The organism is Bacillus sp. N13C7 (genome assembly GCF_026790065.1).
Taxonomy (GTDB): Bacteria; Bacillota; Bacilli; order Bacillales; family Bacillaceae; genus Bacillus.
Map to the genome: position 1 here is coordinate 84,706 of NZ_JALAMO010000007.1, position 26,214 is coordinate 110,919.

Below are 26,214 nucleotides of genomic sequence, written 5' to 3' on the forward strand. Positions count from 1 at the left end.
CCCCCTGAAAGAGGGGGATTTTTTTATCTTGGTGAAAAAATAAAAACGCAAGATATTTTCTGCCAAGGCAATGGCTCTCTTTTTCGCCGCTTGCCGGGGCAATTTGCGGCGGGGCGCTGATTGGATTCGGCCTTTCGCTCATGTTTTATCATCAGGCTTCACTCGGCGGCGCCAATATTCTTGCTTTATTTCTGCAAAAACGGTATGGATGGAACCCCGGGACAGTTCATTTTCTCTTCGATTTAGCCGTAGTGCTGGCCGGCATCTTTTCCGTCGGCTTGCTGATAGGGGGCTGCTCCTTAGTGTCGATTGCGGTCACGGGCCTGATCGTCAGCTACTTCAAAAATAAAATCAAAAGCGGCCACTCCCTCAAGCCTGGTTTGCTCCAGAACCTCACATCCGGCCAATCACAGGAAGCCTCATCATAAGCCTTTCCGCCTTAGGCGGAGAGGCCATTCTTCTGCAAAGGTTTACACATTAGAAAAAAGAGGTAATACGAAGGTAATCGAATCAGAATGGAGAGAGTATGGATGCTGAAACGGAGACTGGAGTTTTTCTTTTTATATATGATGCTTATCGGGGCATATGTCATATGGTTTTTTCCGGTTTCCAGGCTTGAATTTTACGGGGGAGTGCTTTGCTATACAAGCATTATTTTGTTCAGCATCTATTCGTTAATTCTTGAGAACCGCACCTCGCAGCACACGCTGTTATGGATTCACATCCTTGTCTTTTTTCCAATCGTCGGCTACATGTTTTATCTGTTTTCCGGACAGCTCTATGTGAAGGGGAAGCTGTTTAAGACAAAACGAATGTACAACAGGGAAAAGCTCAGAAAGCTGTTTGACATGGAGGAAACGCCGGAAGTGACAGGGCTTAAGGACAATCAAGAACGGTTCTTTACGTATTCCATCAGGGCTGCCCATATGAATATCAATACGAAAAGCAATATCAAAGTGCTGAAAAACGGCGAGGAAACCTTCCCGGACATTTTCAAAGCGATGCGGAAGGCGAAATCCTATATACATATTGAATACTACATGTTTAAATCAGACATGCTCGGCCGCGGCATGATGGACATTATGATGGAGAAAGCGCGCCAGGGTGTCGAGGTGCGGTTTTTATATGACGCTGCAGGAAGCATCAAGCTGGCAAGAAGAGATATCATGAAAATGAAACAAGCGGGAGTGGACATTGTTCCGTTTTCTCCGCTGAAATACGGATTTTTTAATCAGAAGCTGAATTTCAGAAATCACCGGAAAATCGTGATCATCGATGGAAACATCGGTTTTGTGGGCGGATTAAATGTCGGGAAGGAATATATCAGCAGAGATCCGCACATCGGGTTTTGGAGAGATACTCACCTGCGGCTGGAAGGAGAAATTGTGCAAACGCTTCACGCTATTTTCATGCTGGATTGGGAATATGTCTCCAACGAAGTGTTAATTGATCAAGAAGAGTACAATAGGCCGGTTCCTGTTGAGGGAGGGGGCATTTATCAAATTGTCGCAACAGGCCCTGACATGAAGGAAAGCATGAGCGACCTCTATTATGAAATGATTTCCTCAGCACAGAAATCAATATGGATTGCCACGCCCTATTTTGTCCCGAATGAGTCCATACGCACGGCGCTAAAAGCTGCGGCGACAAAAGGCGTAGAGGTAAGGATTATGGTGCCGGAGAAGAATGACAGCTTTTTAACGGAATACGCATCGAGATCCTATTTTCCAGAACTGCTTCTTGAGGGCATTGAAGTCTATTCCTATCAAAAAGGCTTCATGCATCAAAAAGTCATCATCGTGGATGGAGATCTCGCCTCGGTTGGCACCGCGAATATGGACATGCGCAGCTTTCAGCTCAACTTTGAAGTGAACGTATTCTTCACGGATACGGAAGCCATTCGTACCCTTGAAGACCATTTCGAAGAGGATATGCTGGATAGTGACAAACTCAGCCCAGTCGGCTTTTATAAAAGAGGAATGGCTGACCGGACAAAAGAATCGTTTGCCCGTCTGTTTTCGGGGGTTCTGTAAGAAAAAAGAAATCTGATCTTTCAAAACTGCCGGTGTATAGTATAATTGAGAAAAATTATCAGTTATTTATGCATTGGGGGAAGATAGGGTGCTTCGGCAATTTTTTTCGTATTATAAACCATATAAAACGTTGTTCTTTCTCGACTTTTTCTCGGCGATTGCGGGAGGCTTAATGGAGCTGAGTTTTCCTTTGATCGTCAATTATTTTATTGATACCTTGCTTCCTGGAAGAGACTGGGGACTGATTATCGCCACCTCAATCGGCTTATTTGCGGTGTATGCGCTCAGCTCGGCTCTCCAGTATATCGTCACATACTGGGGGCACATGCTTGGGATCAATATCGAGACTGATATGAGAAAGTCGCTTTTTGACCATTTGCAAAAGCTATCATTTAAATTTTACGACAACAACAAGACAGGAACGCTGATGTCGAAGCTGACGAACGATTTAATGTACATCGGCGAAGTTGCCCATCACGGACCGGAAGATTTATTCATTGCCGTCATGACCATTCTCGGGGCGTTCGGGGTCATGCTGTTCATTAACTGGCAGCTGGCATTATTAACGTTTATCATCATGCCGATTGTCATTTGGCTTGCGCTTTATTTCAACAAAAAAATGACCAAAGCATTTACAACACTGAACAAAGATATCGGAGACTTCAGCGCGCGTGTAGAAAATAATATCGGCGGCATTCGGCTCGTGCAGGCGTTCGGCAATGAAGCGTTTGAAAAGGAACGCTTTGCCGTCAACAATCAGCGTTTCCGTATCACAAAGCTTTCCTCATACAGAATCATGGCGAAAAACGGTTCAATCAGCTATATGCTGACCCGGTTTGTCACGCTGTTTGTCCTCTTGTGCGGAACGTGGTTTGTCATTCGCGGCTCCTTATCGTATGGGGAATTCGTGGCGTTTGTGCTCCTGACGAATGTGCTGTTCAGGCCCATTGACAAAATTAATGCCATTATCGAAATGTATCCGAGGGGCATCGCCGGTTTCAAAAGCTATATGGAACTGATGGAAACAGAACCGGATATTCAGGATTCTCCTGATGCGAGAGACGTATCCGGCCTAAAGGGCAATATCCGCTATGAACATGTTTCATTTGGCTATGATGACCATCACAACGTCCTCAAAGACATTAACCTGTCCATTCAAGCAGGGGAGACGGTTGCGTTCGTCGGCCCGTCAGGCGCGGGAAAATCAACGCTTTGCAGTCTGCTTCCGCGCTTTTATGAAGCATCGGAGGGTGACATTACCATCGACGGCATCAATATTAAAGACATGACGCTGTCTTCGCTGCGGGGGCAGATTGGTGTCGTGCAGCAGGACGTTTTCTTATTTTCGGGCACGCTTAGAGAAAATATCGCCTACGGCCGTTTAGGCGCATCGGAAGAAGACATTTGGCAGGCTGTGAAGCAGGCGCATCTGGAAGAGCTTGTCCATAGCATGCCTGATGGATTGGATACCATCATCGGTGAACGCGGCGTGAAGCTTTCCGGCGGGCAAAAACAGCGGCTGTCCATTGCACGGATGTTCTTGAAAAATCCATCGATCCTGATTCTGGACGAAGCGACCTCGGCCCTTGATACAGAAACAGAAGCGGCGATTCAAAAGGCACTTCAAGAATTGTCGGAGGGGCGCACGACGCTCGTCATCGCCCACAGGCTGGCGACGATCAAAGACGCAGACAGAATTGTGGTGGTTACAAAGAACGGGATCGAAGAACAAGGACGCCATCATGACCTGATTCAAGCCGGCGGTCTTTACAGCAGGCTGCATCAAGCGCAATTTGGGCAAATGGTGCAGCAATAGGAGGGAAATATGGATAGGAAAAATGTGCTGTACATTGCGGTTTCGTTGGACGGGATGATCGCAAGAGAAGATGGAAGCATTGATTGGCTGGATGAATTTGAAGGTGAAGGCAATAACGGTACATTGCGTTTTATCAGACTGTAGATACCGTCATCTTAGGCCGGAGCACATATGAACACAAATGAAAAAAAGCTGCGCTTAAAATTCGGACAGGCGGTTTATGTAAGACCATAACAAAAAGGATAGACAAGATGTCTATCCTTTTTAATATGTAAGTTAAAGCGCTTCTCTTTCAGCAGGCTCGATAATATTTTTGAATTTTTCAACCAGCTGTGACGCTTTTGTTCCTTCCACTACAATCAGATATTCTTTTTCATTATGAGCCATGCGGAACGTTTCAAGCTCAATTAAGCTTTTGATTTTGCACATTGTTTTCTTTGAATAAATATAAACCTCGTGGCTACCGGAATGGCACATTTTATAAAGATGAATCAAATTTCTTAAAGTAAATGCCTGCGCGGCTACTTTCAGAGACTTGATGTTTTTCATGATCTTTCTCCTCCATCGATTGTTGTCTTATATAGCGTATGTTCCCAGAGCGGACGAACTGTAAACCTAATTTTGCACATTTATGATTTCCATTGGAGAGCCCCGCCGCCGATGCGTTTGACACCGCGGATGGAGCTTAACTCATCCATCAGGCGGAGAAGCGCCTTGTCTTTCTGCTTTGCTTCGATCATGAAATCTATATTCGTTCCCCATTGCCTAAAGCGTTCTAACAGCGGCAGCAAAAAGTTGGCGTCAACATAATCGGCATGGCTGCGTATGGCTTGCTCCGATTTTGGGGAAGACAGGTGAACCTTTGGCTGCAGCCCGATTCGCTCCCACGTTTTGATCATCCGGGGCAGTGCTTCATTCAGGTCTGCGTGATCATCTGGGTTGGCGTAAAAATGATGAAAGTCAAAGACAAACGGAACATTCTCTTGCTCACAGACCTGAAGCGTTTCTTCCGTCGTATATGTTTTATCGTCATTTTCAAGCGTCATCCGCTGTTTGATCTCCTCCGGCAGCTGCTTCATATTTTGATGAAATTGAGCAGTGGCGGTTTCTTTATCTCCGTAAGCGCCGCCAATATGAATGTTAATAACAGAGCGATCAGCAATGCCCATGGCTTCAAGCATACGGTAGTGATACGCCATATCAGTTACCGCATTTTGTGTGACGGACTCCTTCGGGCTCGTAAACAGGGTGAATTGATTGGGGTGAAAGCTTGTTCGCAGATGATGTGTTTTAACAAGCTCTCCGATCTCCCGAAACTCCTTTTGAAACGGCGTCACAAAATCCCACATTACATCGGGATGCGTGGCCAGCGGCACAATCGAACTGGAAAAGCGGTACAACGGAATGTCGTGGCCGATGATATAGTGAAGGGTTCTCATCGTATTGCGCAAATTGGCTTTTGTCACAGTCAGAAGCGCTTCTTTTCTTTCATCCTTTGCAAGCTTGGAATAACGTGCGAATGTCAATGTTTTAGCGGGAGACGCATCCCAAAGGCTCATCGCGTTTGAAACGAACCCGAATCTGAAAATCATAGGAACTCTCCTTTATAAAAAATAAGATATTGCTCTGCCAATCCATTCAGCCGGGCGCTGCCTGAATGTGCGTTTTTTGAAATTCTCCTTTGTCAGCAGCTCTGACCTTTTCATATCCTCTTCAATCGTCGCATAGACTTCTTTTGTAAATGCCTCATTATCGATTTCAACATTCACCTCTTCATTTAAAAAAAAGCTTCGCTGATCAAAATTGGCGGTGCCGATAATGCTGAAATGATCATCAATGATCAGGGCTTTCACATGATAAAACCCTTGGTAAAAACGGTAGATGAGACAGCCGGCATCCAAGAGCTCCGAATAATACGTGAAAGCTGCTTCTCTGACCAACGGATGATCTGATTTCATCGGTACAATTATGGTAACCGCTACACCGTTTTTTCTTGCTTTAACCAAGGCCTGCTGAAGCGGTTTTGTCGGAATATAATAAGGTGTGCAAATGGTAATGCGCTCTTTTGCCTGCGCGATATTTGCCAAATACGTTTTTTCAAGTGAATAACCGTCAGTCGCATAAATCTTATGAGAGATATTCCCTTGCGAAAGCTCCGGCCAAACATCCGGACTCAGTTCAGCAGATCCGGTATTTCGTTTCAGGTCGGCTGTAAATAGCGTCTGAAGATCGCGGACACCCTCTCCCTTCATGCGCAAATGATAATCCTCCCAATTGCCGAACTTCGCCTTCTTCCCAAGGTATTCCTCACCGATGTTAAAACCGCCGATATACCCGATCTTCCCGTCTATCACAGCAATTTTCCGGTGATTCCGTTTTTGTATATGAAAAAAGACAAAAGGAAAACGAGGTTTGTTAAGAAAATGAACATGAACCCCGGCATTTTTCATCGTTTTCAGTGCCGGTTTTTTTATTTTTTGGCTGCCTGACCAATCCAGCAGCAAATAGACGGAAACGCCCGATTTAGCTTTTGCCTTCAGCAGCGTAAACATATTGTGGCTGACTTCATCGTTTTTCATAATAAAAAACATCACGTGAACAGAGGAAACGGCCCGGCGGATGTCTTCCATCAGCCGATCGACAAGATCAGCGCCGCAGTGGATCAATTCAATATCACTCTTCTTTTTTGAAAAAACAGGCTCGTACGCGTTTTTTTTATAAACGGCGCGTCCCAAGAAGATATCAAGCAGAATGAAAGCCAATAGTATGATGAGAATGACGAAAAATATCTTCATCCCGGCACTCCTTTCGTAGTAAAGGTAGTGTGCCCGAACAGCAGGAATTTAATTATTGACTGAACACTCATTCATTATTTATCATTAAGATAATCTTAAACAGATTCGAGGGTAGGGGATCGCGGTCTTTATCAGTAAAAAGGGGGAATTGAAATGAGCGGCTTTCTCATCGCAAATGCTTTGTTATTTCTGGTTGTAACCGCTTACGCTGTCTATTTGTTTGTTTACTTGGTCAAAACGAGACTGGCCTATATCAGGCTCGGCCAGAAAGAACAATTTGATAAACGGATTAAGGAACGGCTCCAAGCCATTTGGGTGAATGTATTCGGGCAGAAAAAACTGCTTAAGGACAAGAAAAGCGGAATGATTCACGTTATGTTTTTCTACGGATTTATATTGGTTCAGTTCGGAGCGATTGACTTTATCATCAAAGGACTGGCTCCCGATCGGAATCTGCCGCTTGGCCCTGTCTATCCCGCCTTCACCTTTTTTCAGGAAATCGTTACGTTTCTCATTTTAATCGCTGTGGGCTGGGCATTCTACAGACGTTATATTGAAAAGCTCGTCAGGCTGAAGCGCAATTTCAAAGCAGGGCTTGTTCTCATTTTTATCGGAGGGTTAATGCTGACGGTTCTGCTTGGAAACGGAATGAATCTGATCTGGCATGAGCACGGGCTTTCGTGGAGCGAGCCGATTGCTTCATGCATCGCGTTTTTGCTTGGCGGAGTCGGGAAAACCGGCGCAGCGGTCATTTTCTATATCGCATGGTGGGTGCATCTTCTGTTTTTGCTGAGCTTTTTAGTGTACGTGCCTCAGTCGAAACATGCCCACTTAATCGCCGGACCTGCCAATGTCTTTTTCAACAGAATGGAATCGGCAGGAAAGCTTGAGAAAATCGATTTTACCGACGAAACGAAAGAAAGCTATGGAGCGGGGAGAATTGAAGATTTCAGGCAGTCCCAGCTGCTTGATTTGTATGCGTGTGTCGAGTGCGGCCGCTGCACCAATATGTGCCCTGCAACAGGCACCGGAAAAATGCTGTCGCCGATGGACTTGATTTTGCGTCTCAGAGACCATCTCACGGAAAAAGGCGCCGCCGTCACCTCACGTTCGCCATGGGTGCCCGCGGCAGCGTTCCGGCATACGAGAGGCAATCAGCTGGCTGCAGCGTCAGCGGGCAGCGGATCGCAGGAAGCTGCCGCCGCGCTGGATTACAATCCGAGCTTAATCGGCGACGTCATAACAGAGGAAGAAATTTGGGCGTGTACGACTTGCCGGAATTGTGAGGATCAATGCCCGGTCATGAATGAACATGTAGATAAAATCATCGATCTCCGCCGCTATCTTGTACTGACAGAAGGAAAAATGGACAGTGACGCACAGCGCGCCATGACGAGTATCGAGCGGCAGGGAAATCCGTGGGGCCTCAATCGCAAGGAGCGAGAAAATTGGCGTGACGCCGCCCCCGATGCTGAGATTCCGACTGTAAAAGAAATGAAAAAAGAAGGAAAAGAATTTGAGTACCTTTTTTGGGTCGGCTCCATGGGGTCTTACGACAACAGAAGCCAGAAAATCGCGGTCTCCTTTGCTAAGCTGCTCAATCACGCGGGCGTGTCCTTCGCGATCCTCGGAAATAAAGAAAAAAATTCAGGAGACACACCGCGCCGCCTCGGAAATGAATTTTTGTTCCAGGAACTGGCTGAAAAAAATATTTCTGAATTTGAAAAAAATGATGTCAAAAAAATCGTTACGATTGATCCGCACGCATACAATTTATTTAAAAACGAGTATCCGGATTTCGGCTTTGAAGGCGAGGTTTATCATCATACAGAAGTGCTGGCCGAGCTGGTGAAGAATGGGAAATTAAAGCCGCAGCACCCGCTTCATGAGACGATTACCTTCCATGATTCGTGCTACTTGGGCCGGTACAACGAAGTTTATGATCCGCCGAGGGAGATTTTAAAAGCCATTCCAGGTGTAGAGCTGATTGAAATGGAGAGAAACAGGGAAACCGGCATGTGCTGCGGCGCCGGCGGGGGATTAATGTGGATGGAGGAGGAAACGGGCAACAGGATTAACGTCGCCAGGACAGAGCAAGCGCTCGCGGTCAGCCCATCGGTGATCAGCTCTGGCTGTCCGTACTGTCTCACGATGCTTGGAGACGGCACAAAGGCGAAAGAAGCCGAAGACCAAGTCAAAACATATGACGTCGCCGAGCTTCTGGCTCAATCCGTCTTAGGTGCTGATATGATTATGGGGGAGAGGCCATGAATTTTTCATTATCAGAAGAACACGAGATGATACGAAAATTGATGCGTGATTTTGCGAAGCATGAGGTAGCCCCGACAGCGGCAGAACGCGACGAACATGAACGCTTCGACCGCGAGCTGTTTCGGGAAATGGCAAATTTAGGGCTGACGGGAATTCCGTGGCCTGAAGATTACGGCGGAATCGGAAGTGACTATCTGGCCTATGTCATCGCGGTGGAGGAGCTGTCGAAAGTGTGCGCATCCACCGGTGTGACGCTTTCTGCCCATATTTCACTTTGCAGCTGGCCGCTGTTTGCCTTTGGGACGGAAGAACAGAAGACAGACTACTTAACACAGCTGGCCCTTGGAGAGAAAATCGGCGCTTTCGCTTTAACAGAAGCAGGTTCAGGTTCTGACGCAGGCGGCATGAAAACAACTGCTGAACGAATCGGTGATGACTATGTATTAAATGGTTCAAAAGTGTTTATCACAAACGGCGGGATTGCGGATGTTTACATTGTTTTTGCAGTCACCGATCCCGAGAAAAAGAAAAAAGGCATATCCGCTTTTATAGTAGAAAAAGATTTCGAAGGTTTTTTGACAGGCAAGAAAGAAAAGAAGCTGGGCATCCGCTCGTCTCCCACAACGGAAATCACGTTCGAAGATTGTGTGGTGCCCGCAGAAAACCGTCTCGGAGAAGAAGGGGAAGGCTTCAAAATCGCGATGAAGACGCTTGACGGAGGCAGAAACGGCATAGCTGCACAAGCCGTGGGTATCGCTCAGGGTGCCCTCGATGCGGCGCTTCAATATGCAAAAGAGCGAAAGCAATTCGGAAAATCAATTGCCGAGCAGCAAGGTATCGCTTTTAAACTCGCGGACATGGCTACAATGATAGAAGCTTCAAGGCTATTGACCTATCAGGCTGCCTGGCTGGAATCATCAGGCCTTCCATATGGAAAAGCTTCCGCCATGTCCAAACTGCTGGCGGGAGATACGGCGATGAAGGTGACGACCGAAGCCGTGCAGATTTTCGGCGGCTACGGCTATACAAAAGATTACCCGGTTGAACGCTATATGCGTGATGCAAAAATCACGCAAATCTATGAAGGCACTCAAGAAATTCAAAGACTTGTCATCTCCAGAATGCTCGCGGATTGACGCAAATCATCTATCAGTCGGATCACTCTTGTAAAATTATTTAAATTAACGCTGTTAAGGGTAGCATATTCTGTTTTATTTTGTTTATAATGAGAGGTATGGTTTGTATAAGAACGATACAAAATCGCTTTCATTATTGATAAAACAGATACATATAAGTAATAGAAAGGGAGTGTCCGACCTTGGGTATCAAACAATATTCACAGGAAGAGCTAAAGGAAATGGCTTTAGTTGAAATCGCTCACGAATTATTTGAAGAACATAAAAAACCAGTTCCTTTTCAGGAGCTTTTAAATGAAATCGCATCTTTGCTCGGCGTGACAAAAGAAGAGCTTGGAGACCGCATTGCTCAATTTTATACAGATTTAAATATTGACGGCCGCTTCCTGGCGCTTTCTGACCAAACGTGGGGGCTTCGCAGCTGGTATCCGTATGATCAGCTTGACGAAGAAACTCAGCCGACAGTCAAAGCGAAAAAGAAAAAAGCGAAGAAAGCAGTCGAAGAAGATCTTGATCTTGACGAGTTTGAAGAGATCGATGAAGACGACCTTGATTTGGATGAAGTTGAGGAAGAACTCGATCTTGACGCTGACGATTTTGACGATGAAGATCTTGATGAAGACGACGACGATCTTGAGATCGAAGAAGATCTGATTGATGAAGATGATGAAGACTATGATGATGAAGAAGAGGATATCAAATAGTATAAGATTTCATCTTCAAAACGATCTTGACTTTCATAGTCGAACTATGTAGTATGTATTTTGGGCTCTTCAAAAACGAAGAGAGAACATAGTACGTTATGCTCCCTTTCAAGAAATTGAAAGGGAGCTTTCTTATTTTCACCCCTCATTTTTCTTATAAATCATTTAAAAGGCTAAATGATTTTTTATAAAATAGTACATTTTAAAAATGTAGCTAAGAGCGAAGAGAGGAGCAAACGAAATGACGAAATATATTTTTGTAACTGGGGGAGTTGTATCCTCACTTGGAAAGGGTATTGTAGCAGCTTCATTAGGACGTTTGCTGAAAAACCGCGGAATGAACGTGACGATTCAAAAATTCGATCCATACATCAACGTTGACCCGGGAACAATGAGCCCGTACCAGCACGGTGAAGTATTCGTAACGGATGACGGCGCTGAAACAGACTTGGACCTCGGTCACTATGAGCGTTTTATCGACATCAATTTGAATAAATTCAGCAACGTGACAACAGGTAAAATTTATTCAACAGTTCTTAAAAAAGAACGACGTGGAGACTACCTTGGCGGAACTGTACAGGTCATCCCGCATATCACAAACGAACTGAAAGACCGTGTTTACCGCGCGGGAAAAGAAACAAATGCAGATGTTGTCATTACAGAAATCGGCGGTACTGTCGGAGATATCGAATCACTGCCATTCCTTGAGGCGATCCGTCAAATGAAGAGCGATATAGGCCGTGAAAACGTAATGTACATCCACTGTACGCTTGTACCTTACATTAAAGCTGCGGGCGAATTGAAAACAAAACCGACACAGCACAGCGTAAAAGAATTGCGCAGCTTGGGCATTCAGCCAAACATTATCGTCGTTCGTACAGAAATGCCGATTTCTCAAGATATGAAAGATAAAATCGCGCTATTCTGCGACATCGATACAAAAGCGGTTATCGAGTGTGAAGATGCGGACAACCTATACTCCATTCCGCTTGAGCTTCAAAAACAAGGGCTTGATAAGCTTGTTTGCGAGCACATGAAATTGGAGTGCAAAGAGGCGGAAATGTCCGAGTGGAAAGAGCTGGTGAATAAAGTCAGCAACCTGTCTCAAACGATCACGATCGGCCTAGTCGGGAAATACGTTGAGCTTCCTGACGCATACATCTCTGTTGTCGAGTCTCTCCGCCATGCGGGCTATGCGTTTGACACGGATGTAAAAGTGAAATGGATCAACGCGGAAGAAGTGACAGAAAGCAACATCGAAGAGCTCACGAGCGGAACGGACGGCATCATCGTGCCGGGCGGATTCGGAGACCGCGGTGTTGAAGGCAAAATCGTCGCAACAAAATACGCGCGCGAAAACAACATTCCATTCTTGGGCATTTGCTTGGGCATGCAGGTTGCGTCTATTGAATACGCACGAAACGTATTGGGCTTAAAAGGCGCTCACTCAGCGGAAATTGATCCGTCAACACAGTACCCGATCATCGACCTTCTTCCTGAACAGAAGGATGTTGAAGATCTTGGCGGAACGCTTCGTCTCGGCCTTTATCCTTGTAAGCTTGAAGAAGGCACAAAAGCTTTTGAAGTGTATCAGGATGAAGTGGTGTACGAGCGTCACCGCCACCGCTATGAGTTCAACAACGAATTCAGACAGCAAATGGAAGAAAAAGGCTTCGTATTCTCAGGCACAAGCCCTGATGGACGCCTTGTTGAAATCATCGAGCTGAAAGACCACCCTTGGTTCGTGGCTTCTCAGTTCCACCCAGAGTTCAAATCAAGACCGACAAGACCTCAGCCTCTATTCAAAGGCTTTATCGGTGCGTCTGTCGAAGCTGCAAATCAGAAGTAATAAAAAAGACTTGCCGTTTGTCAAAAGCGGGCAAGTCTTTTTTATTTGTTTCCGGCTAGATACAGCATGTACAATAAGATATTATGCATACTCTTGCAGAATTTCTTTTAATGTAAACGACAATGCATGGTAGACATACAGTGCTGTCATTAAAGAGGGAAATCCGTAACGGGTGCCGTCTTCATCGGGAACGAGCGGCATTTTTAATTTAGAATCAATATGCACATCGCAATACTGTTCAATTCCCGCACTGTCTTTGGCTGCCGGCGATACGCATACGACTCCCGCGCCTTTTTCATAAAGCTCTTTTGCGAGCGCCTGCTCTTCGGCTGTGCCCGTCCCTGAGCAAAACATCAGCACCCTGTCGCTTTCTGTCACTTCCTCAGCGCTCTTTGGAAAGACTTTGACAGATGGGAATGGTTCGCTGCTTTCGGTTGCCTCATAATAGACGCCCTGAAGCTCATTTGCTCCGTATAAATAAATGGAATGCCCGCTGATCACCGCTTGAGCAAGCAGCCGTGCCCCATCTTCAATCGCGTCAGATTCCTTATCCTGAATGCGGGAAAAAATACCTGTTAACTGCGTCGTAAATATTTTCAACATAAGTGAATCCTCCTTTATAACGTACAATATCAGTATACAACAAAAGAGAAAATGCTCAGAAAATGTCGTAAAGTAGACTATTATAATTAAAGGAAATAATAAAATCAAACAGAATACATACACTACTGCTTACTTTTGACGAAAATCATAATATTGGGGTGTAAAATGATGAATGAAAAAATTTTAATCGTTGATGATCAATACGGCATACGTATTTTGCTTAACGAAGTGTTCAATAAAGAAGGCTACCAGACATTTCAGGCTGCAAACGGCCTGCAGGCGCTTGACATCGTGACAAAAGAACGGCCCGACCTTGTGCTTCTGGACATGAAAATTCCCGGCATGGACGGAATTGAAATTCTAAAACGGATGAAGGTCATTGATGAAAACATCCGGGTGATCATCATGACGGCATACGGAGAGCTCGACATGATCCAGGAATCAAAGGAATTGGGCGCTCTGACGCATTTTGCGAAGCCATTTGACATCGACGAAATCAGAGACGCCGTCAAAAAATATCTGCCCCTGAAGTCTAACTGACAAAAAGAAGAAACAAATGAATCATGTCATTGTGTTGCCGATTTGTCGAAAAGTTGGTATTCTAGTTATGGAGAAAAAGCGATCTGGTATTTACATATGACAGCAATATATGGGTCATGCTAGGGTGGAAAGCTTTTTTCGCTAGAAGACAATCAGGCTACATAAGGAGGACATTCGACATGCCTTTAGTTTCTATGACGGAAATGTTGAATACAGCTAAAGAAAAAGGGTACGCTGTAGGACAATTTAACTTAAACAACCTTGAGTTTACTCAAGCGATTTTACAAGCAGCTGAAGAAGAAAAATCTCCAGTGATCCTTGGTGTTTCCGAAGGTGCGGGACGCTACATGGGCGGCTTCAAAACAGTCGTTGCTATGGTAAAAGCACTTATGGAAGAGTACAAAGTGACAGTTCCTGTTGCGATTCACTTAGACCACGGTTCAAGCTTTGAATCTTGTGCGAAAGCGATTCATGCAGGTTTCACATCTGTAATGATCGACGCTTCTCACCATCCATTTGAAGAAAACGTTGCAACAACTTCAAAAGTTGTTGAGCTAGCTCATTTCCACGGAGTATCTGTAGAAGCTGAGCTTGGAACAGTCGGCGGACAAGAAGATGACGTTATCGCTGAAGGCGTAATCTACGCTGACCCTAAAGAGTGCCAAGAGCTTGTTGAGCGCACTGGCATCGACTGCCTTGCACCTGCACTAGGTTCTGTTCACGGCCCTTACAAAGGCGAACCAAACCTTGGTTTCAAAGAAATGGAAGAGATCGGCAAAACAACTGGTCTTCCATTAGTTCTTCACGGCGGTACTGGAATTCCGACTGCTGACATCAAAAAAGCAATTTCACTTGGTACAGCTAAAATCAACGTGAATACTGAAAACCAAATTTCTTCTGCAAAAGCTGTTCGCGAAACATTGGCAGCTAAGCCTAACGAGTACGATCCTCGTAAATACCTTGGACCTGCTCGTGAAGCGATCAAAGAAACAGTTATCGGTAAAATGCGTGAATTTGGTTCTTCAAACCAAGCTTAATTCAATTGGAACTTTTATAGCCGCCTGACAGCTTGACAGGCGGTTTTCCGTCTATCTTTAGAAAGCGCAATCATATTCACAGTTCAGAAAATTTCTGACTCAAGGAGGCTTTTTGAAAATGTTATTCTTTATTGATACAGCCAATATCGATGAAATTAAAGAAGCGAATGAATTAGGAATTCTCGCCGGCGTAACGACGAATCCTAGTTTAGTAGCAAAAGAAGCTAACGTATCATTCCACGACCGTCTTCGCGAGATCACAGACGTTGTGAAAGGCTCTGTAAGTGCAGAGGTTATTTCTTTGAAAGCTGAGGAAATGATCGAGGAAGGAAAAGAACTGGCAAAAATCGCTCCGAACATTACGGTAAAAATTCCGATGACGTCTGACGGTTTAAAAGCGGTAAGCGCACTTACTGAATTAGGCATCAAAACAAACGTTACATTGATCTTCAATGCTAACCAGGCGCTTCTTGCTGCCAGAGCAGGGGCAACGTATGTATCTCCATTCCTGGGACGTTTAGATGACATCGGCCACAACGGACTTGACCTGATTTCAGAAGTCAAGCAGATTTTTGACATTCACGGCCTTGATACGCAAATCATTGCGGCGTCAATCCGCCATCCGCAGCACGTGACAGAAGCAGCTCTAAGAGGGGCTCATATCGGCACAATGCCGCTGAAAGTCATTCATGCGCTCACGAAGCACCCATTAACAGACAAAGGAATCGAACAATTCCTGGCAGACTGGAATAAATAATGCAAAGGGCGGCAAACAGCTTATGCCTGTTTGCCGCAGCCTTTGTTTTTCACCGTCCTGATACAGCGGACCTTCAGATGCTGATTGCTGACGCCGCTTTACAGAGAAGGAATCATTGGGCTGCAGAAGCTGATATCGGAATGAAGGGTTTGCGTACTGCTTTTGCCGGATGACGACGATGTCTCTCGAACCGGCGGGTCTCTCTGTAACTTTCGAAACCTGTGCCCCGCAAAGCTTCGCTATTTTCTTCCTGATATTTTACAATGTGTTGTATTCTTTCTCTTCGAATTGGCTAGATTTTGGACATGAGCTTTATTTGCAGAGACAGAATAAAATGACATTTTATTTAGCTCCGCAGCTATCTTCTTATGGAAGGAGACTATCATGGAAAAGTTGAATATTGCCGGCGGTGACTCGTTAAACGGTACAGTACATATCAGCGGCGCTAAAAACAGTGCTGTTGCATTAATACCTGCAACCATTTTGGCAAATTCCGAGGTGACAATTGAAGGGCTTCCAGAGATTTCAGATATTGAAACGCTGCGTGACCTGTTAAAGGAAATCGGCGGCAACGTGCATTTTGAGAATGGGGAAATGGTTGTTGACCCCACGTCGATGATCAGCATGCCGCTTCCTAACGGGAAAGTAAAAAAGCTTCGCGCGTCGTATTATTTAATGGGGGCGATGCTCGGCCGCTTTAAGCAGGCCGTCATCGGATTGCCCGGCGGCTGCCACCTGGGCCCCCGTCCGATTGACCAGCATATCAAAGGCTTTGAAGCGCTCGGCGCTGAGGTGACCAATGAACAGGGCGCCATTTATTTGCGTGCTGAAAAGCTGAGAGGCGCACGCATTTATTTAGATGTCGTGAGTGTAGGGGCAACCATTAACATTATGCTTGCCGCTGTTTTAGCCGAAGGGAAAACGATTATCGAAAACGCTGCCAAGGAGCCTGAGATCATTGATGTGGCGACACTGCTTACCAGCATGGGCGCCAAAATCAAAGGTGCGGGAACCAATGTGATCCGAATCGACGGCGTGAAGGAACTGCACGGCTGCAAGCATACGATCATTCCCGACAGAATTGAGGCCGGGACATTTATGATTGCAGGGGCTGCAATGGGCAAGGAGGTCATTATCGATAATGTGATCCCCACTCATCTTGAGTCGTTAACGGCAAAGCTGAGAGAAATGGGCTATCACATCGAAACTAGCAACGACCAGCTTCTCATTGTCGGCGGGCAGAAGCACTTAAAGCCGGTTGACGTCAAAACCCTTGTATACCCGGGCTTTCCGACTGATTTGCAGCAGCCGATGACGGCGCTTTTGACAAGAGCAAAAGGGACAAGCGTCGTAACAGATACCATCTACTCGGCAAGGTTCAAACACATTGACGAGCTGAGACGGATGGGTGCGAATATGAAAGTAGAAGGCAGATCTGCCATCATCACAGGTCCTGTCGAGCTTCAGGGCGCAAAAGTGAAGGCGAGCGACCTGCGTGCCGGAGCCTGTCTGGTCGTAGCCGGCCTGATGGCTGACGGCGTCACGGAAATTACGGGACTGGAGCATATTGACCGCGGATACAGCAGCCTTGAGAAGAAGCTTGAGGGGCTTGGAGCGACAATCTGGCGTGAAAGAATGACTGACGAAGAGATAGAACAGCTTCAAAATTCATAATGGTTTCTTGTGAGAGGAGATCGTGTTGAAATGGAAAGAAGTTTATCTATGGAATTGGTACGTGTGACCGAAGCCGCGGCATTGGCATCTGCAAGATGGATGGGCCGGGGGAAAAAAGATGAGGCTGATGAAGCGGCAACAAGTGCAATGAGAGACGTTTTTGATACAGTTCCGATGAAAGGGACCGTTGTGATCGGTGAAGGCGAAATGGACGAAGCACCGATGCTGTATATTGGCGAAAAACTCGGAAACGGGTATGGCCCGCGCGTTGATGTCGCAGTTGACCCTCTTGAGGGCACAAACATCTTAGCAAGCGGCGGCTGGAACGCACTGACCGTTATCGCGGTCGCAGACCACGGCACGCTTCTGAACGCTCCTGACATGTATATGCAAAAAATCGCAGTCGGTCCGGAAGCGGTGGGCTGCATTGACATTGAAGCACCTGTCATTGATAACCTTAAAGCGGTGGCGAAAGCGAAAAACAAAGATGTTGAGGACGTTGTTGCCACCATCTTAAATCGTGAAAGACACGCTAACATTATTTCCGAGCTTCGTGAGGCCGGCGCCAGGATCAAATTGATCAACGATGGCGATGTCGCAGGCGCCATCAACACGGCTTTCGACCACACGGGCGTTGACATTCTGTTCGGATCAGGCGGAGCTCCTGAGGGTGTGCTTTCTGCTGTTGCGTTAAAAGCGCTTGGCGGAGAAATTATCGGTAAACTCGTTCCGCAAAGCGAAGAAGAAATCACACGCTGCAACAAAATGGGCCTTGATTTAAGCAAAGTTCTTCGTATGGAGGACCTTGTGAAGGGTGATGACGCGATTTTTGCAGCTACCGGGGTAACTGACGGCGAGCTGTTAAAGGGCGTTCAATTCAAAGGCTCTGTCGGCACAACCGAAAGCCTGGTTATCCGTGCAAAATCAGGAACTGTCCGCTTTGTTGACGGCAGACACAGCTTGAAAAAGAAACCTAATCTTGTAATCCGTCCATAACAAACAGAAGACGCGGGTGTGAGCCCGCTTTTCTTTTGCAGAAAAGAGTCAACTCTATCAATTCCGTGTCAAAACCTTATTTCAGTTGAATAATTTTTTGAAATAAGGTAAAAATAAAGAGTGCTGCGAATTTTACTGCGTAATTCCTTCTTTTAAGCACTAGGAAAGTTTCAATTCTACCGCATACAGACGATATAAGTATTGATCTTCTCATGTTTTTGTCCTCGCTTCCTTCAAAACTCATTAAGACAATCCTTTTAACAAAAGCGCCGATCATGGGTGGAAGTGTTACCGATAGAAGTTCCTTTATGTTAAAAAAAAGAATGTGCTTTGGCGGATGTTGTGCAAAAGCAGCAGATTACATGTGCAGAGTAAGATATTGACTATGAAAAGCGTGGTGTTTTTATGAAAGACGTATCTATTTCCTCTTTGGAAAATATGAAATTGAAAGAGCTTTATGAACTTGCAAGACATTATAAAATCTCCTACTACAGTAAACTGACAAAAAAAGAACTCATTTTCGCCATTCTGAAAGCGAATGCAGAACAGGAAGATCTGCTGTTTATGGAAGGCGTTCTTGAGATCATCCAGTCTGAAGGTTTCGGCTTTCTGAGACCGATCAACTACTCTCCAAGCTCAGAAGACATTTACATCTCAGCTTCACAAATCCGCCGTTTCGATTTGCGGAACGGAGACAAAGTATCCGGCAAGGTTCGCCCGCCAAAAGAAAATGAACGTTACTATGGACTTTTGCACGTTGAAGCGGTAAACGGAGATGATCCCGAATCAGCAAAAGAGCGTGTGCATTTCCCGGCTCTTACGCCACTTTATCCAGATCGTCAAATGGTGCTTGAAACAAAGCCGAACTTCCTGTCTACTAGAATTATGGATATGATGGCGCCGGTCGGATTTGGACAGCGCGGATTGATTGTTGCGCCGCCGAAAGCCGGTAAAACGATGCTTCTGAAGGAAATTGCCAACAGCATTACAGCGAATCAGCCTGAAGCAGAGCTCATTGTGCTTCTGATCGACGAAAGGCCGGAGGAAGTAACCGATATCGAGCGCTCTGTAGCTGGGGATGTCGTCAGCTCAACGTTTGATGAAGTGCCGGAAAACCATATCAAAGTGGCCGAGCTTGTGCTTGAGCGCGCGATGCGTCTCGTGGAACATAAAAAAGACGTCATCATCCTGATGGACAGCATCACTCGCCTTGCCCGCGCCTACAACTTAGTGATTCCGCCAAGCGGAAGAACGCTTTCCGGAGGGATTGACCCAGCCGCTTTCCACCGTCCAAAACGCTTCTTCGGAGCTGCGAGAAATATCGAAGAGGGCGGCAGCTTAACCATCCTTGCTACGGCTCTTGTGGATACAGGCTCACGTATGGATGACGTTATTTATGAAGAATTCAAGGGAACAGGCAACATGGAGCTTCACCTTGACCGCTCTCTGGCAGAGCGCCGCATCTTCCCGGCCATCGATATCCGCCGTTCAGGAACGCGCAAGGAAGAGCTGCTTGTGCCTAAAGAGCATCTTGATCGTTTATGGTCGATCCGCAAAACGATGTCTGATTCACCTGATTTCGCAGAAAAATTCATGAGAAAAATGAAAAAAACCAAAACAAACCAGGAATTTTTCGATATTCTCAATCAGGAATGGAAACAGGCAAATCTATCATCTGCTAGAAGATAAATTGTATTTGCAAAAGAAGTAAATCACTGATATAATTTTCTCATATGCGTTTCGGACAATGCTCCGAAATAATAACTCTGTTTCCACACGGGATTCAGGGCGGAAGGAGATGGATACAATGAAAGCAGGAATTCATCCTAATTTCAAAAAAGCAACAGTTAAATGCGCTTGCGGAAATGAATTTGAAACAGGCTCAGTAAAAGAAGAGGTACGCGTTGAGATTTGCTCTGAGTGCCACCCATTCTACACTGGCCGTCAAAAATTCGCTTCTGCTGATGGTCGTGTTGATCGCTTTAACAAAAAATACGGTCTTAAGTAATAATAGATTTTTCAACAGGCAAGAAGCAGTCTTGCCTGTTTTTTATATTGTCTAAAACACAGCTGGCAGAGAGGGGAGCAGAGCCTATGTACATAATGAAACAAAGCGGTTGGCTTGAGCTGATTTGCGGCAGCATGTTCTCGGGGAAATCTGAAGAGCTGATCAGAAGAGTGAAGAGAGCGACTTATGCCAAGCAGGAAGTCAGGGTATTTAAGCCTGTGATTGATAATCGATACAGCGAAGATGCTGTTGTCTCCCATAATGGAACATCTATGACGAGTTATGCCATTTCTTCTGCTGCGGACATTTGGGATCATATCAGTGAAAGTACGGATGTGATTGCGGTTGATGAAGTTCAGTTTTTTGACCGGGAAATTGTTGAGGTGTTATCATCTCTAGCCGATAAAGGCTACCGTGTGATTGCAGCGGGTCTTGATATGGATTTTAGAGGAGAGCCTTTCGGCGTCGTCCCGGACATTATGGCGATTGCGGAGAATGTGACGAAGCTGCAAGCCGTCTGTTCCGTCTGCGGATCACCGGCAAGCAGAACACAGCGCCTGATTGACGGTAAACCTGCTTCTTACGATGATCCGGTCATTTTGGTGGGCGCATCCGAATCGTATGAAGCGAGATGCAGACATCATCATGAAGTCCCAGGAAAAAATAAAAATAACCCAAAACATGGGTAGAAAGATAGAAAGCACCTGCTGAAAACAGCGGTGTTTTTTTTATATTCTGATAATAATCAATTAAAAAATTTAATTAAGTGTATTAAAAAATTAAGTAATTTTCTTCTCTTGAATTTTGATTTTTACAGGCATAAAATAGCTAACGTAATGTAAATAGTTTTGAGACATTGTTCGAATAATTGTCACAAAGTCGCATAAAGATCATGATCGGTTATTTTTTAGATGGGTTATTACTTAACTTGGTTAACTATTTCGAGAAAGAAGGAGATTTGCTTGAATAACATAAAAAAAACAGAAGAAGGCCACTTAGAGACAACTCTTAGAGGAAAAGAAGTTTTATCTATTCCTACTTTGAATAAAGGCGTTGCTTTTTCAGTAGAAGAAAGACAAGAACTCGGCTTAGAAGGACTTTTGCCGCCAACTGTACTTTCTCTTGATCAACAAGCACAACGCGCTTACGAGCAATTCCAAGCGCAGCCTGACCGCCTTCGCCAAAATGTTTACTTAAGTGATCTTGCAAACCGTAACGAAGTTCTTTTCTATAAATTGCTGCAAAACCATCTTCGCGAAATGCTTCCTGTTGTGTACACACCAACAGTTGGTGAAGCGATTCAGGAATACAGCCATGAATATAGAAGACCTCAAGGGATCTACTTGTCAATTGACAACATTGACGGTATTGAAAAAGCGTTTGAAAACCTTCATGCGACAGCAGGCGATATCGATCTTATCGTTGCTACTGACTCTGAAAGTATTCTCGGTATCGGTGACTGGGGTGTAGGCGGTATTAATATCGCTATCGGTAAATTGGCTGTGTACACTGCTGCAGCTGGTATTGACCCTAGCCGTGTTATCCCGGTTGTGCTTGATGTCGGTACGAACAACGAAAAACTTCTAAATGATCCTTTATATATCGGTAATAAGCATGAACGTGTTCAAGGTGAACGCTATGAAGCTTTCATTGACGCTTATGTCAAAGCGGCATTGAAATTCTTCCCTAAAGCGCTTCTTCACTGGGAAGACCTTGGCAACAAAAATGCACGCAATATCATGAAAAAATACAACCATGAAATTCTTACATTTAATGATGATATCCAAGGTACAGGAGCAATCACTCTTGCTGGTGTGCTTGCGGCGATGAAGAAAACTGGCGCTTCTATTAAAGATCAGCGTGTTGTTATCTTCGGTGCTGGTTCTGCCGGTATCGGTATTGCTGACCAAATCCGTGACACAATGGTGCTTGCTGGATTATCTGAAGAGGAAGCTAACAAACGCTTTTACACACTTGATTACAGAGGCTTGCTGACTGAGGAAATCGAAGGCATCCTTGATTTCCAAAAACCTTACCTTCGCACTGCAGATGAAGTGAAAGACTGGAAACGCGATGAAAAAGGCCAAATTCCATTCGATGAAGTGGTTCGCCAAGCGAAACCAACCATCTTAATTGGTACTTCAGGAGTTTCAGGTGCGTTCACAGAGGAAATTGTGAAAGAGATGGCATCTCACGTAGACCGTCCGGTTATCATGCCGATGTCTAATCCGACTCACCTTGCTGAAGCAGTGCCTGAAGATCTATTCAAATGGACTGACGGAAAAGTGCTTATTGCAACAGGAAGCCCATTTGACAATGTAGAATACAACGGTGTTTCTTATGAAATTGGACAATCTAACAACGCATTCGCGTTCCCTGGTCTAGGACTTGGTTCAATTGTAGCTGAAGCGCGTATCATTACGCCTGCAATGTTTGCTGCAACTGCTGATGCGATTGCAGAAATGGTTGATCTTGAAACACCTGGAGCAGGATTGCTTCCAAGCATCGATAAGCTTCAAGAAGTATCTATTCAAGTTGCGATTGCTGTTGCTGAAGCGGCAATTAAAGACGGCGTGGCAAATCGTCAGCCTGAAGATGTGAAACAAGCTGTTCTTGATGCAATGTGGACACCGGAATACAAAAAAGTCATCGCGAAATAATTAGCGAGTAAATTTTTCGTCCGAGGGAAAGCTTTTTGTAAAGCTAAAGTATACGGACATAGGATTTGGAGGAGAATATTTTGAGCATCTTAGATATCTTAATCCTCCTGGCACCGATCTTCTTTGTTATCGTGCTGGGATGGTTTGCTGGACATTTCGGAAGTTATGATGCCAAGTCAGCAAAAGGGGTAAGTACGTTAGTAACGAAATACGCACTTCCAGCTCACTTTATCGCTGGTATTTTGACAACTTCCAGAAGTGAATTTTTATCACAAGTTCCATTGATGGTTTCTTTAATTATTGGGATTGTTGGTTTCTATATCATCATTCTATTAGTTTGCAGATTTATCTTGAAGTATGATTTAACGAACTCATCTGTATTTTCTTTGAACTCTGCACAGCCGACATTCGCATTTATGGGTATCCCGGTATTGGGAAGCTTATTCGGAGCGAATGAAGTTGCGATTCCGATCGCGGTTACAGGTATCGTGGTAAACGCGATTCTTGATCCGCTCGCGATCATTATCGCTACTGTCGGTGAGTCTTCTAAGAAAAACGAAGAGAGTGGCGACAGCTTCTGGAAAATGACAGGGAAATCAATCCTGCATGGTCTATGTGAGCCGCTTGCAGCTGCTCCGTTAATCAGTATGATTTTAGTGCTGGTTTTCAATTTCACTCTTCCTGAGCTGGGTGTCAAAATGCTTGATCAGCTTGGAAGCACAACATCTGGTGTTGCTCTCTTTGCTGTCGGTGTTACCGTTGGTATTCGTAAAATCAAACTCAGTATGCCGGCTATCGGTATTGCGTTACTAAAAGTTGCGGTTCAGCCTGCGTTAATGTTCCTGATTGCTCTTGTTATCGGACTTCCAGCTGACCAAACAACAAAAGCCATCCTTCTTGTAGCATTCCCTGGTTCTGCTGTTGCAGCCATGATTGCGACTCGTTTCGAGAAACAAGAAGAAGAAACTGCGACTGCGTTTGTGGTCAGTGCGATTCTGTCATTGATTTCACTTCCAATTATTATCGCGCTTACTGCGTAATCAAAAAAGCTCCCCGTAAAGGGAGCTTTTTTTTCTTTAGGTTTGAAATTTGAAAAATGACAAAAGCGGTTTTTTTCTTGTTTTGGTTTTTTCGGAAGCAGCAGCGGTCTCGGGGATCGGCTGGGCGGTGAATTCTTCAATTTGCGAGGTCAGTGATTGCAGGTCTGCAAGGATGTCATCAATTTCTCTGCGATGCTGAAGCAACTGATAAGATACACCCTCATCGGCTTTTTGTTTCAGTTGGCGTTCCAGTTCCCCGATCCTTGCCAGCAGAACGTTTTCGTCCTGCTTTTGCTGTAAAAGGGCATCCAGTTTCTGTTCGAGCTGTTCAATTCTTCGTTCTGTGTCGCCATTTGTTGTTTGGACAAGGAAGCCTGTGCGTTTTTTAGCGCTTTGCGGCACATGAATATCCTGAATCGCCGTGCCTTCAGAAATTTGTTTTTGAACAGATTTTAGAATCTTTACATCTTCTGGCGTAAACGAATAGTGTCCAAGCTCATTGCGTTCGGCCGGAAGATTCAGTTGTTTCACCCACCGCTGCACCGTTTTTGCGGAGACGCCGAGTTCACTTGCTACCATATTTGTATTCATGATCCCATACCTCCTTTTTAGCTAGGTATTCGACCATAGAATGCGGTTCCCTTCCTGTTAGACAAAACAAGAAAAGATTCGGCAAAGAAAGTGGGGATCTCCTTTATTTCTTCAAAAACCGTTATTGTTCATACAGTTCTAAAGGAAGCTGGTCAGGGTCAAAAAAGAAGGTGAATCGTTTGCCGGTCAGCGGATCTGTTCTGATTGGCTCTGTTTCGATTCCTTTCTCATGAAGCTCCTGAACCGCCTTATCCAAGCAGCCGACTGTAAAGGCGAGGTGGCGGAGGCCTGCCGCTTCAGGCCGGGTTCGGCGTGCGGGCGGGTCGGGAAACGAGAACAGCTCAATGACATACGTGCCGTTAAGCGACAAATCTAGCTTATAGGAGCCGCGCTCTTCACGGTACGTTTCTTGAATCACTTGAAAACCAAGCTTATGTACGTAGAAAGCTTTCGACTTTTCATAATCTGAACATATGATTGCAATATGATGTATGGATTTCAGCATATCATCCCTCCTCAATTCCCAGTATAGCAGAGGAGGCTTTTCCAACTGGGATTGAAATGCTTTTGACTGGGGTTAATCACTATACTATAATGAGAATGTTACGCACAGGAAAACAGAGGTGAAGACCGTGTTAGACCGTTTAAAGTCAATCGAAGAACGATACGAAAAATTAAATGAGCTTTTGAGCGATCCAGAAGTAGTCAACGATCCGAAAAAGCTAAGAGAATATTCAAAAGAGCAATCTGATATACAAGAAACAGTTGACGTATATAGACAATACAGAGATGCGTCAGAACAGCTGGCTGATGCAAAAGCGATGCTTGAAGAGAAGCTGGATGCTGAGATGCGCGACATGGTGAAGGAAGAGATTTCTGAACTTCAGAAGGAAACGGAAACACTGTCAGAACGCCTGAAAGTGCTCCTGATCCCGAAAGATCCGAATGACGACAAAAACGTTATTATGGAGATCCGCGGAGCTGCGGGAGGCGAGGAAGCCGCTTTATTCGCGGGCAACCTGTACAGAATGTATTCCCGCTATGCTGAGCTTCAAGGCTGGAAAACAGAGGTCATGGAAGCGAGTGTAACCGGTACGGGCGGCTACAAAGAGATCATCTTTATGATTACGGGTAACGGCGCGTATTCTAAACTCAAATATGAAAACGGCGCCCACCGTGTACAGCGTGTTCCGGAAACAGAATCCGGCGGCCGTATCCATACATCTACTGCAACAGTAGCATGTCTTCCTGAGGCAGAAGAGGTAGAGGTTGATATTCATGAAAAGGATATTCGCGTTGATACGTTTGCTTCAAGCGGACCGGGCGGACAAAGCGTTAACACAACAATGTCTGCCGTTCGTCTGACGCACTTGCCGACAGGTGTTGTTGTATCATGCCAGGATGAAAAATCTCAAATCAAGAACAAAGAAAAAGCAATGAAGGTTCTCCGTGCCAGAATCTATGATAAATTTCAGCAGGAAGCCCAGGCTGAATATGATCAAACACGGAAATCAGCAGTTGGATCAGGCGACCGCTCTGAGCGTATCCGCACATACAACTTCCCGCAAAACCGTGTGACGGATCACAGAATCGGCCTGACGATCCAAAAGCTTGACCAGATTCTTGAAGGAAAACTTGACGAAGTGGTTGAAGCGCTGATTGTTGAAGATCAGGCAAGCAAGCTTCAGCAGTCGGAAGGTTAAG

24 protein-coding genes and 3 pseudogenes are annotated in these 26,214 nt (G+C 45.3%); 21 read left to right on the forward strand and 6 right to left on the reverse strand.

Going from position 1 to position 26,214, the window contains the following annotated elements:
- Nucleotides 1–77: 77 nt before the first annotated feature.
- The 4 genes and pseudogenes from MOB98_RS08590 to MOB98_RS08605 all read left to right on the forward strand — a co-directional run.
- Nucleotides 78–428, forward strand: a pseudogene (locus MOB98_RS08590) (YitT family protein); the annotation flags it as partial.
- Between the two features lie 102 nt (nucleotides 429–530).
- Nucleotides 531–2,033, forward strand: coding sequence for a cardiolipin synthase (gene cls / locus MOB98_RS08595; RefSeq protein ID WP_268359973.1), 1,503 nt, complete (start codon nucleotides 531–533; stop codon nucleotides 2,031–2,033).
- 88 nt (nucleotides 2,034–2,121) lie between these two features.
- The gene (locus tag MOB98_RS08600) at nucleotides 2,122–3,849 is read left to right on the forward strand and encodes an ABC transporter ATP-binding protein (RefSeq protein ID WP_268359974.1); all 1,728 of its coding nucleotides are present in this window, start codon (nucleotides 2,122–2,124) and stop codon (nucleotides 3,847–3,849) included.
- Nucleotides 3,850–3,858: 9 nt separating this feature from the next.
- Nucleotides 3,859–4,028: pseudogene (locus MOB98_RS08605) on the forward strand (dihydrofolate reductase family protein); the annotation flags it as partial.
- Nucleotides 4,029–4,125: 97 nt separating this feature from the next.
- Here MOB98_RS08605 and MOB98_RS08610 read toward each other — a convergent pair.
- From MOB98_RS08610 to cls (MOB98_RS08620), 3 genes are all read right to left on the reverse strand, one after another.
- Nucleotides 4,126–4,398: a hypothetical protein gene (locus tag MOB98_RS08610; protein ID WP_268359975.1), complete on the reverse strand. Its 273-nt coding sequence runs from the start codon at nucleotides 4,396–4,398 to the stop codon at nucleotides 4,126–4,128.
- An 80-nt stretch (nucleotides 4,399–4,478) separates the two neighbouring features.
- Nucleotides 4,479–5,441 (reverse strand): UV DNA damage repair endonuclease UvsE, encoded by a 963-nt coding sequence (gene uvsE, locus MOB98_RS08615; RefSeq protein ID WP_268359976.1) that lies wholly within the window; start codon nucleotides 5,439–5,441, stop codon nucleotides 4,479–4,481.
- A gap of 12 nt (nucleotides 5,442–5,453) precedes the next feature.
- Nucleotides 5,454–6,644, reverse strand: a complete 1,191-nt coding sequence (cls, locus tag MOB98_RS08620; RefSeq protein WP_268359977.1) for a cardiolipin synthase — start codon at nucleotides 6,642–6,644, stop codon at nucleotides 5,454–5,456.
- 153 nt (nucleotides 6,645–6,797) lie between these two features.
- Between cls (MOB98_RS08620) and MOB98_RS08625 the strand changes: the two genes are divergently transcribed.
- The 4 genes from MOB98_RS08625 to pyrG all read left to right on the forward strand — a co-directional run bounded on the left by MOB98_RS08625 (nucleotide 6,798) and on the right by pyrG (nucleotide 12,604).
- Nucleotides 6,798–8,915, forward strand: a complete 2,118-nt coding sequence (locus MOB98_RS08625) for a heterodisulfide reductase-related iron-sulfur binding cluster (protein WP_268359978.1) — start codon at nucleotides 6,798–6,800, stop codon at nucleotides 8,913–8,915.
- Nucleotides 8,912–10,051, forward strand: coding sequence for an acyl-CoA dehydrogenase AcdA (gene acdA / locus MOB98_RS08630; RefSeq protein WP_268359979.1), 1,140 nt, complete (start codon nucleotides 8,912–8,914; stop codon nucleotides 10,049–10,051). The genes MOB98_RS08625 and acdA overlap by 4 nt, the downstream gene beginning before the upstream one ends.
- A gap of 182 nt (nucleotides 10,052–10,233) precedes the next feature.
- Nucleotides 10,234–10,755 carry a DNA-directed RNA polymerase subunit delta gene (gene rpoE, locus MOB98_RS08635; protein ID WP_268359980.1) on the forward strand — a complete coding sequence of 174 codons (522 nt, stop codon included), beginning with the start codon at nucleotides 10,234–10,236 and terminating at the stop codon, nucleotides 10,753–10,755.
- 241 nt (nucleotides 10,756–10,996) lie between these two features.
- Entirely contained in the window at nucleotides 10,997–12,604 is a 1,608-nt protein-coding gene (gene pyrG, locus MOB98_RS08640; protein ID WP_268359981.1) for a glutamine hydrolyzing CTP synthase, read from the forward strand.
- 81 nt (nucleotides 12,605–12,685) lie between these two features.
- Here pyrG and MOB98_RS08645 read toward each other — a convergent pair whose 3' ends face one another.
- A complete protein-coding gene (locus MOB98_RS08645) occupies nucleotides 12,686–13,207 on the reverse strand; it encodes a DUF2529 domain-containing protein (RefSeq protein ID WP_268359982.1) in 522 nt (173 codons plus the stop codon).
- Nucleotides 13,208–13,372: 165 nt separating this feature from the next.
- Between MOB98_RS08645 and spo0F the strand changes: the two genes are divergently transcribed.
- The 12 genes and pseudogenes from spo0F (at nucleotide 13,373) to MOB98_RS08705 (ending at nucleotide 23,919) form a co-directional block, all read left to right on the forward strand.
- The gene (gene spo0F / locus MOB98_RS08650) at nucleotides 13,373–13,747 is read left to right on the forward strand and encodes a sporulation initiation phosphotransferase Spo0F (RefSeq protein WP_003227621.1); all 375 of its coding nucleotides are present in this window, start codon (nucleotides 13,373–13,375) and stop codon (nucleotides 13,745–13,747) included.
- A gap of 179 nt (nucleotides 13,748–13,926) precedes the next feature.
- Entirely contained in the window at nucleotides 13,927–14,784 is an 858-nt protein-coding gene (locus MOB98_RS08655) for a class II fructose-bisphosphate aldolase (RefSeq protein WP_268359983.1), read from the forward strand.
- Between the two features lie 118 nt (nucleotides 14,785–14,902).
- Nucleotides 14,903–15,541 (forward strand): fructose-6-phosphate aldolase, encoded by a 639-nt coding sequence (gene fsa / locus MOB98_RS08660; protein ID WP_268359984.1) that lies wholly within the window; start codon nucleotides 14,903–14,905, stop codon nucleotides 15,539–15,541.
- Nucleotides 15,541–15,714: a hypothetical protein gene (locus tag MOB98_RS08665; RefSeq protein ID WP_268359985.1), complete on the forward strand. Its 174-nt coding sequence runs from the start codon at nucleotides 15,541–15,543 to the stop codon at nucleotides 15,712–15,714. The genes fsa and MOB98_RS08665 overlap by 1 nt, the downstream gene beginning before the upstream one ends.
- A 211-nt stretch (nucleotides 15,715–15,925) precedes the next feature.
- A complete protein-coding gene (locus tag MOB98_RS08670; RefSeq protein WP_268359986.1) occupies nucleotides 15,926–17,215 on the forward strand; it encodes a UDP-N-acetylglucosamine 1-carboxyvinyltransferase in 1,290 nt (429 codons plus the stop codon).
- A gap of 30 nt (nucleotides 17,216–17,245) precedes the next feature.
- On the forward strand, nucleotides 17,246–18,211 hold the full coding sequence (gene glpX, locus MOB98_RS08675) for a class II fructose-bisphosphatase (RefSeq protein ID WP_268359987.1): 966 nt from the start codon (nucleotides 17,246–17,248) through the stop codon (nucleotides 18,209–18,211).
- Nucleotides 18,212–18,423: 212 nt separating this feature from the next.
- Nucleotides 18,424–18,586 (forward strand): annotated as a pseudogene (locus MOB98_RS08680) (hypothetical protein).
- A 30-nt stretch (nucleotides 18,587–18,616) separates the two neighbouring features.
- Nucleotides 18,617–19,900, forward strand: coding sequence for a transcription termination factor Rho (gene rho / locus MOB98_RS08685; protein ID WP_003221939.1), 1,284 nt, complete (start codon nucleotides 18,617–18,619; stop codon nucleotides 19,898–19,900).
- 118 nt (nucleotides 19,901–20,018) lie between these two features.
- On the forward strand, nucleotides 20,019–20,219 hold the full coding sequence (gene rpmE, locus MOB98_RS08690) for a 50S ribosomal protein L31 (RefSeq protein WP_003151132.1): 201 nt from the start codon (nucleotides 20,019–20,021) through the stop codon (nucleotides 20,217–20,219).
- Nucleotides 20,220–20,305: 86 nt separating this feature from the next.
- Nucleotides 20,306–20,908, forward strand: coding sequence for a thymidine kinase (locus MOB98_RS08695; protein WP_268359988.1), 603 nt, complete (start codon nucleotides 20,306–20,308; stop codon nucleotides 20,906–20,908).
- Between the two features lie 273 nt (nucleotides 20,909–21,181).
- Nucleotides 21,182–22,879, forward strand: coding sequence for an oxaloacetate-decarboxylating malate dehydrogenase (malS, locus tag MOB98_RS08700; protein ID WP_268359989.1), 1,698 nt, complete (start codon nucleotides 21,182–21,184; stop codon nucleotides 22,877–22,879).
- 80 nt (nucleotides 22,880–22,959) lie between these two features.
- On the forward strand, nucleotides 22,960–23,919 hold the full coding sequence (locus tag MOB98_RS08705) for an AEC family transporter (protein WP_268359990.1): 960 nt from the start codon (nucleotides 22,960–22,962) through the stop codon (nucleotides 23,917–23,919).
- 36 nt (nucleotides 23,920–23,955) lie between these two features.
- On the opposite strand, the gene racA is transcribed toward MOB98_RS08705, so the two are convergent.
- Together racA and MOB98_RS08715 are read right to left on the reverse strand one after the other, a co-directional pair.
- Nucleotides 23,956–24,510, reverse strand: a complete 555-nt coding sequence (gene racA / locus MOB98_RS08710) for a chromosome-anchoring protein RacA (protein ID WP_268359991.1) — start codon at nucleotides 24,508–24,510, stop codon at nucleotides 23,956–23,958.
- Between the two features lie 121 nt (nucleotides 24,511–24,631).
- The gene (locus MOB98_RS08715; protein ID WP_268359992.1) at nucleotides 24,632–25,015 is read right to left on the reverse strand and encodes a VOC family protein; all 384 of its coding nucleotides are present in this window, start codon (nucleotides 25,013–25,015) and stop codon (nucleotides 24,632–24,634) included.
- Between the two features lie 127 nt (nucleotides 25,016–25,142).
- Between MOB98_RS08715 and prfA the strand changes: the two genes are divergently transcribed.
- On the forward strand, nucleotides 25,143–26,213 hold the full coding sequence (gene prfA / locus MOB98_RS08720) for a peptide chain release factor 1 (RefSeq protein WP_268360007.1): 1,071 nt from the start codon (nucleotides 25,143–25,145) through the stop codon (nucleotides 26,211–26,213).
- The last annotated feature ends 1 nt before the right edge of the window (nucleotide 26,214 follow it).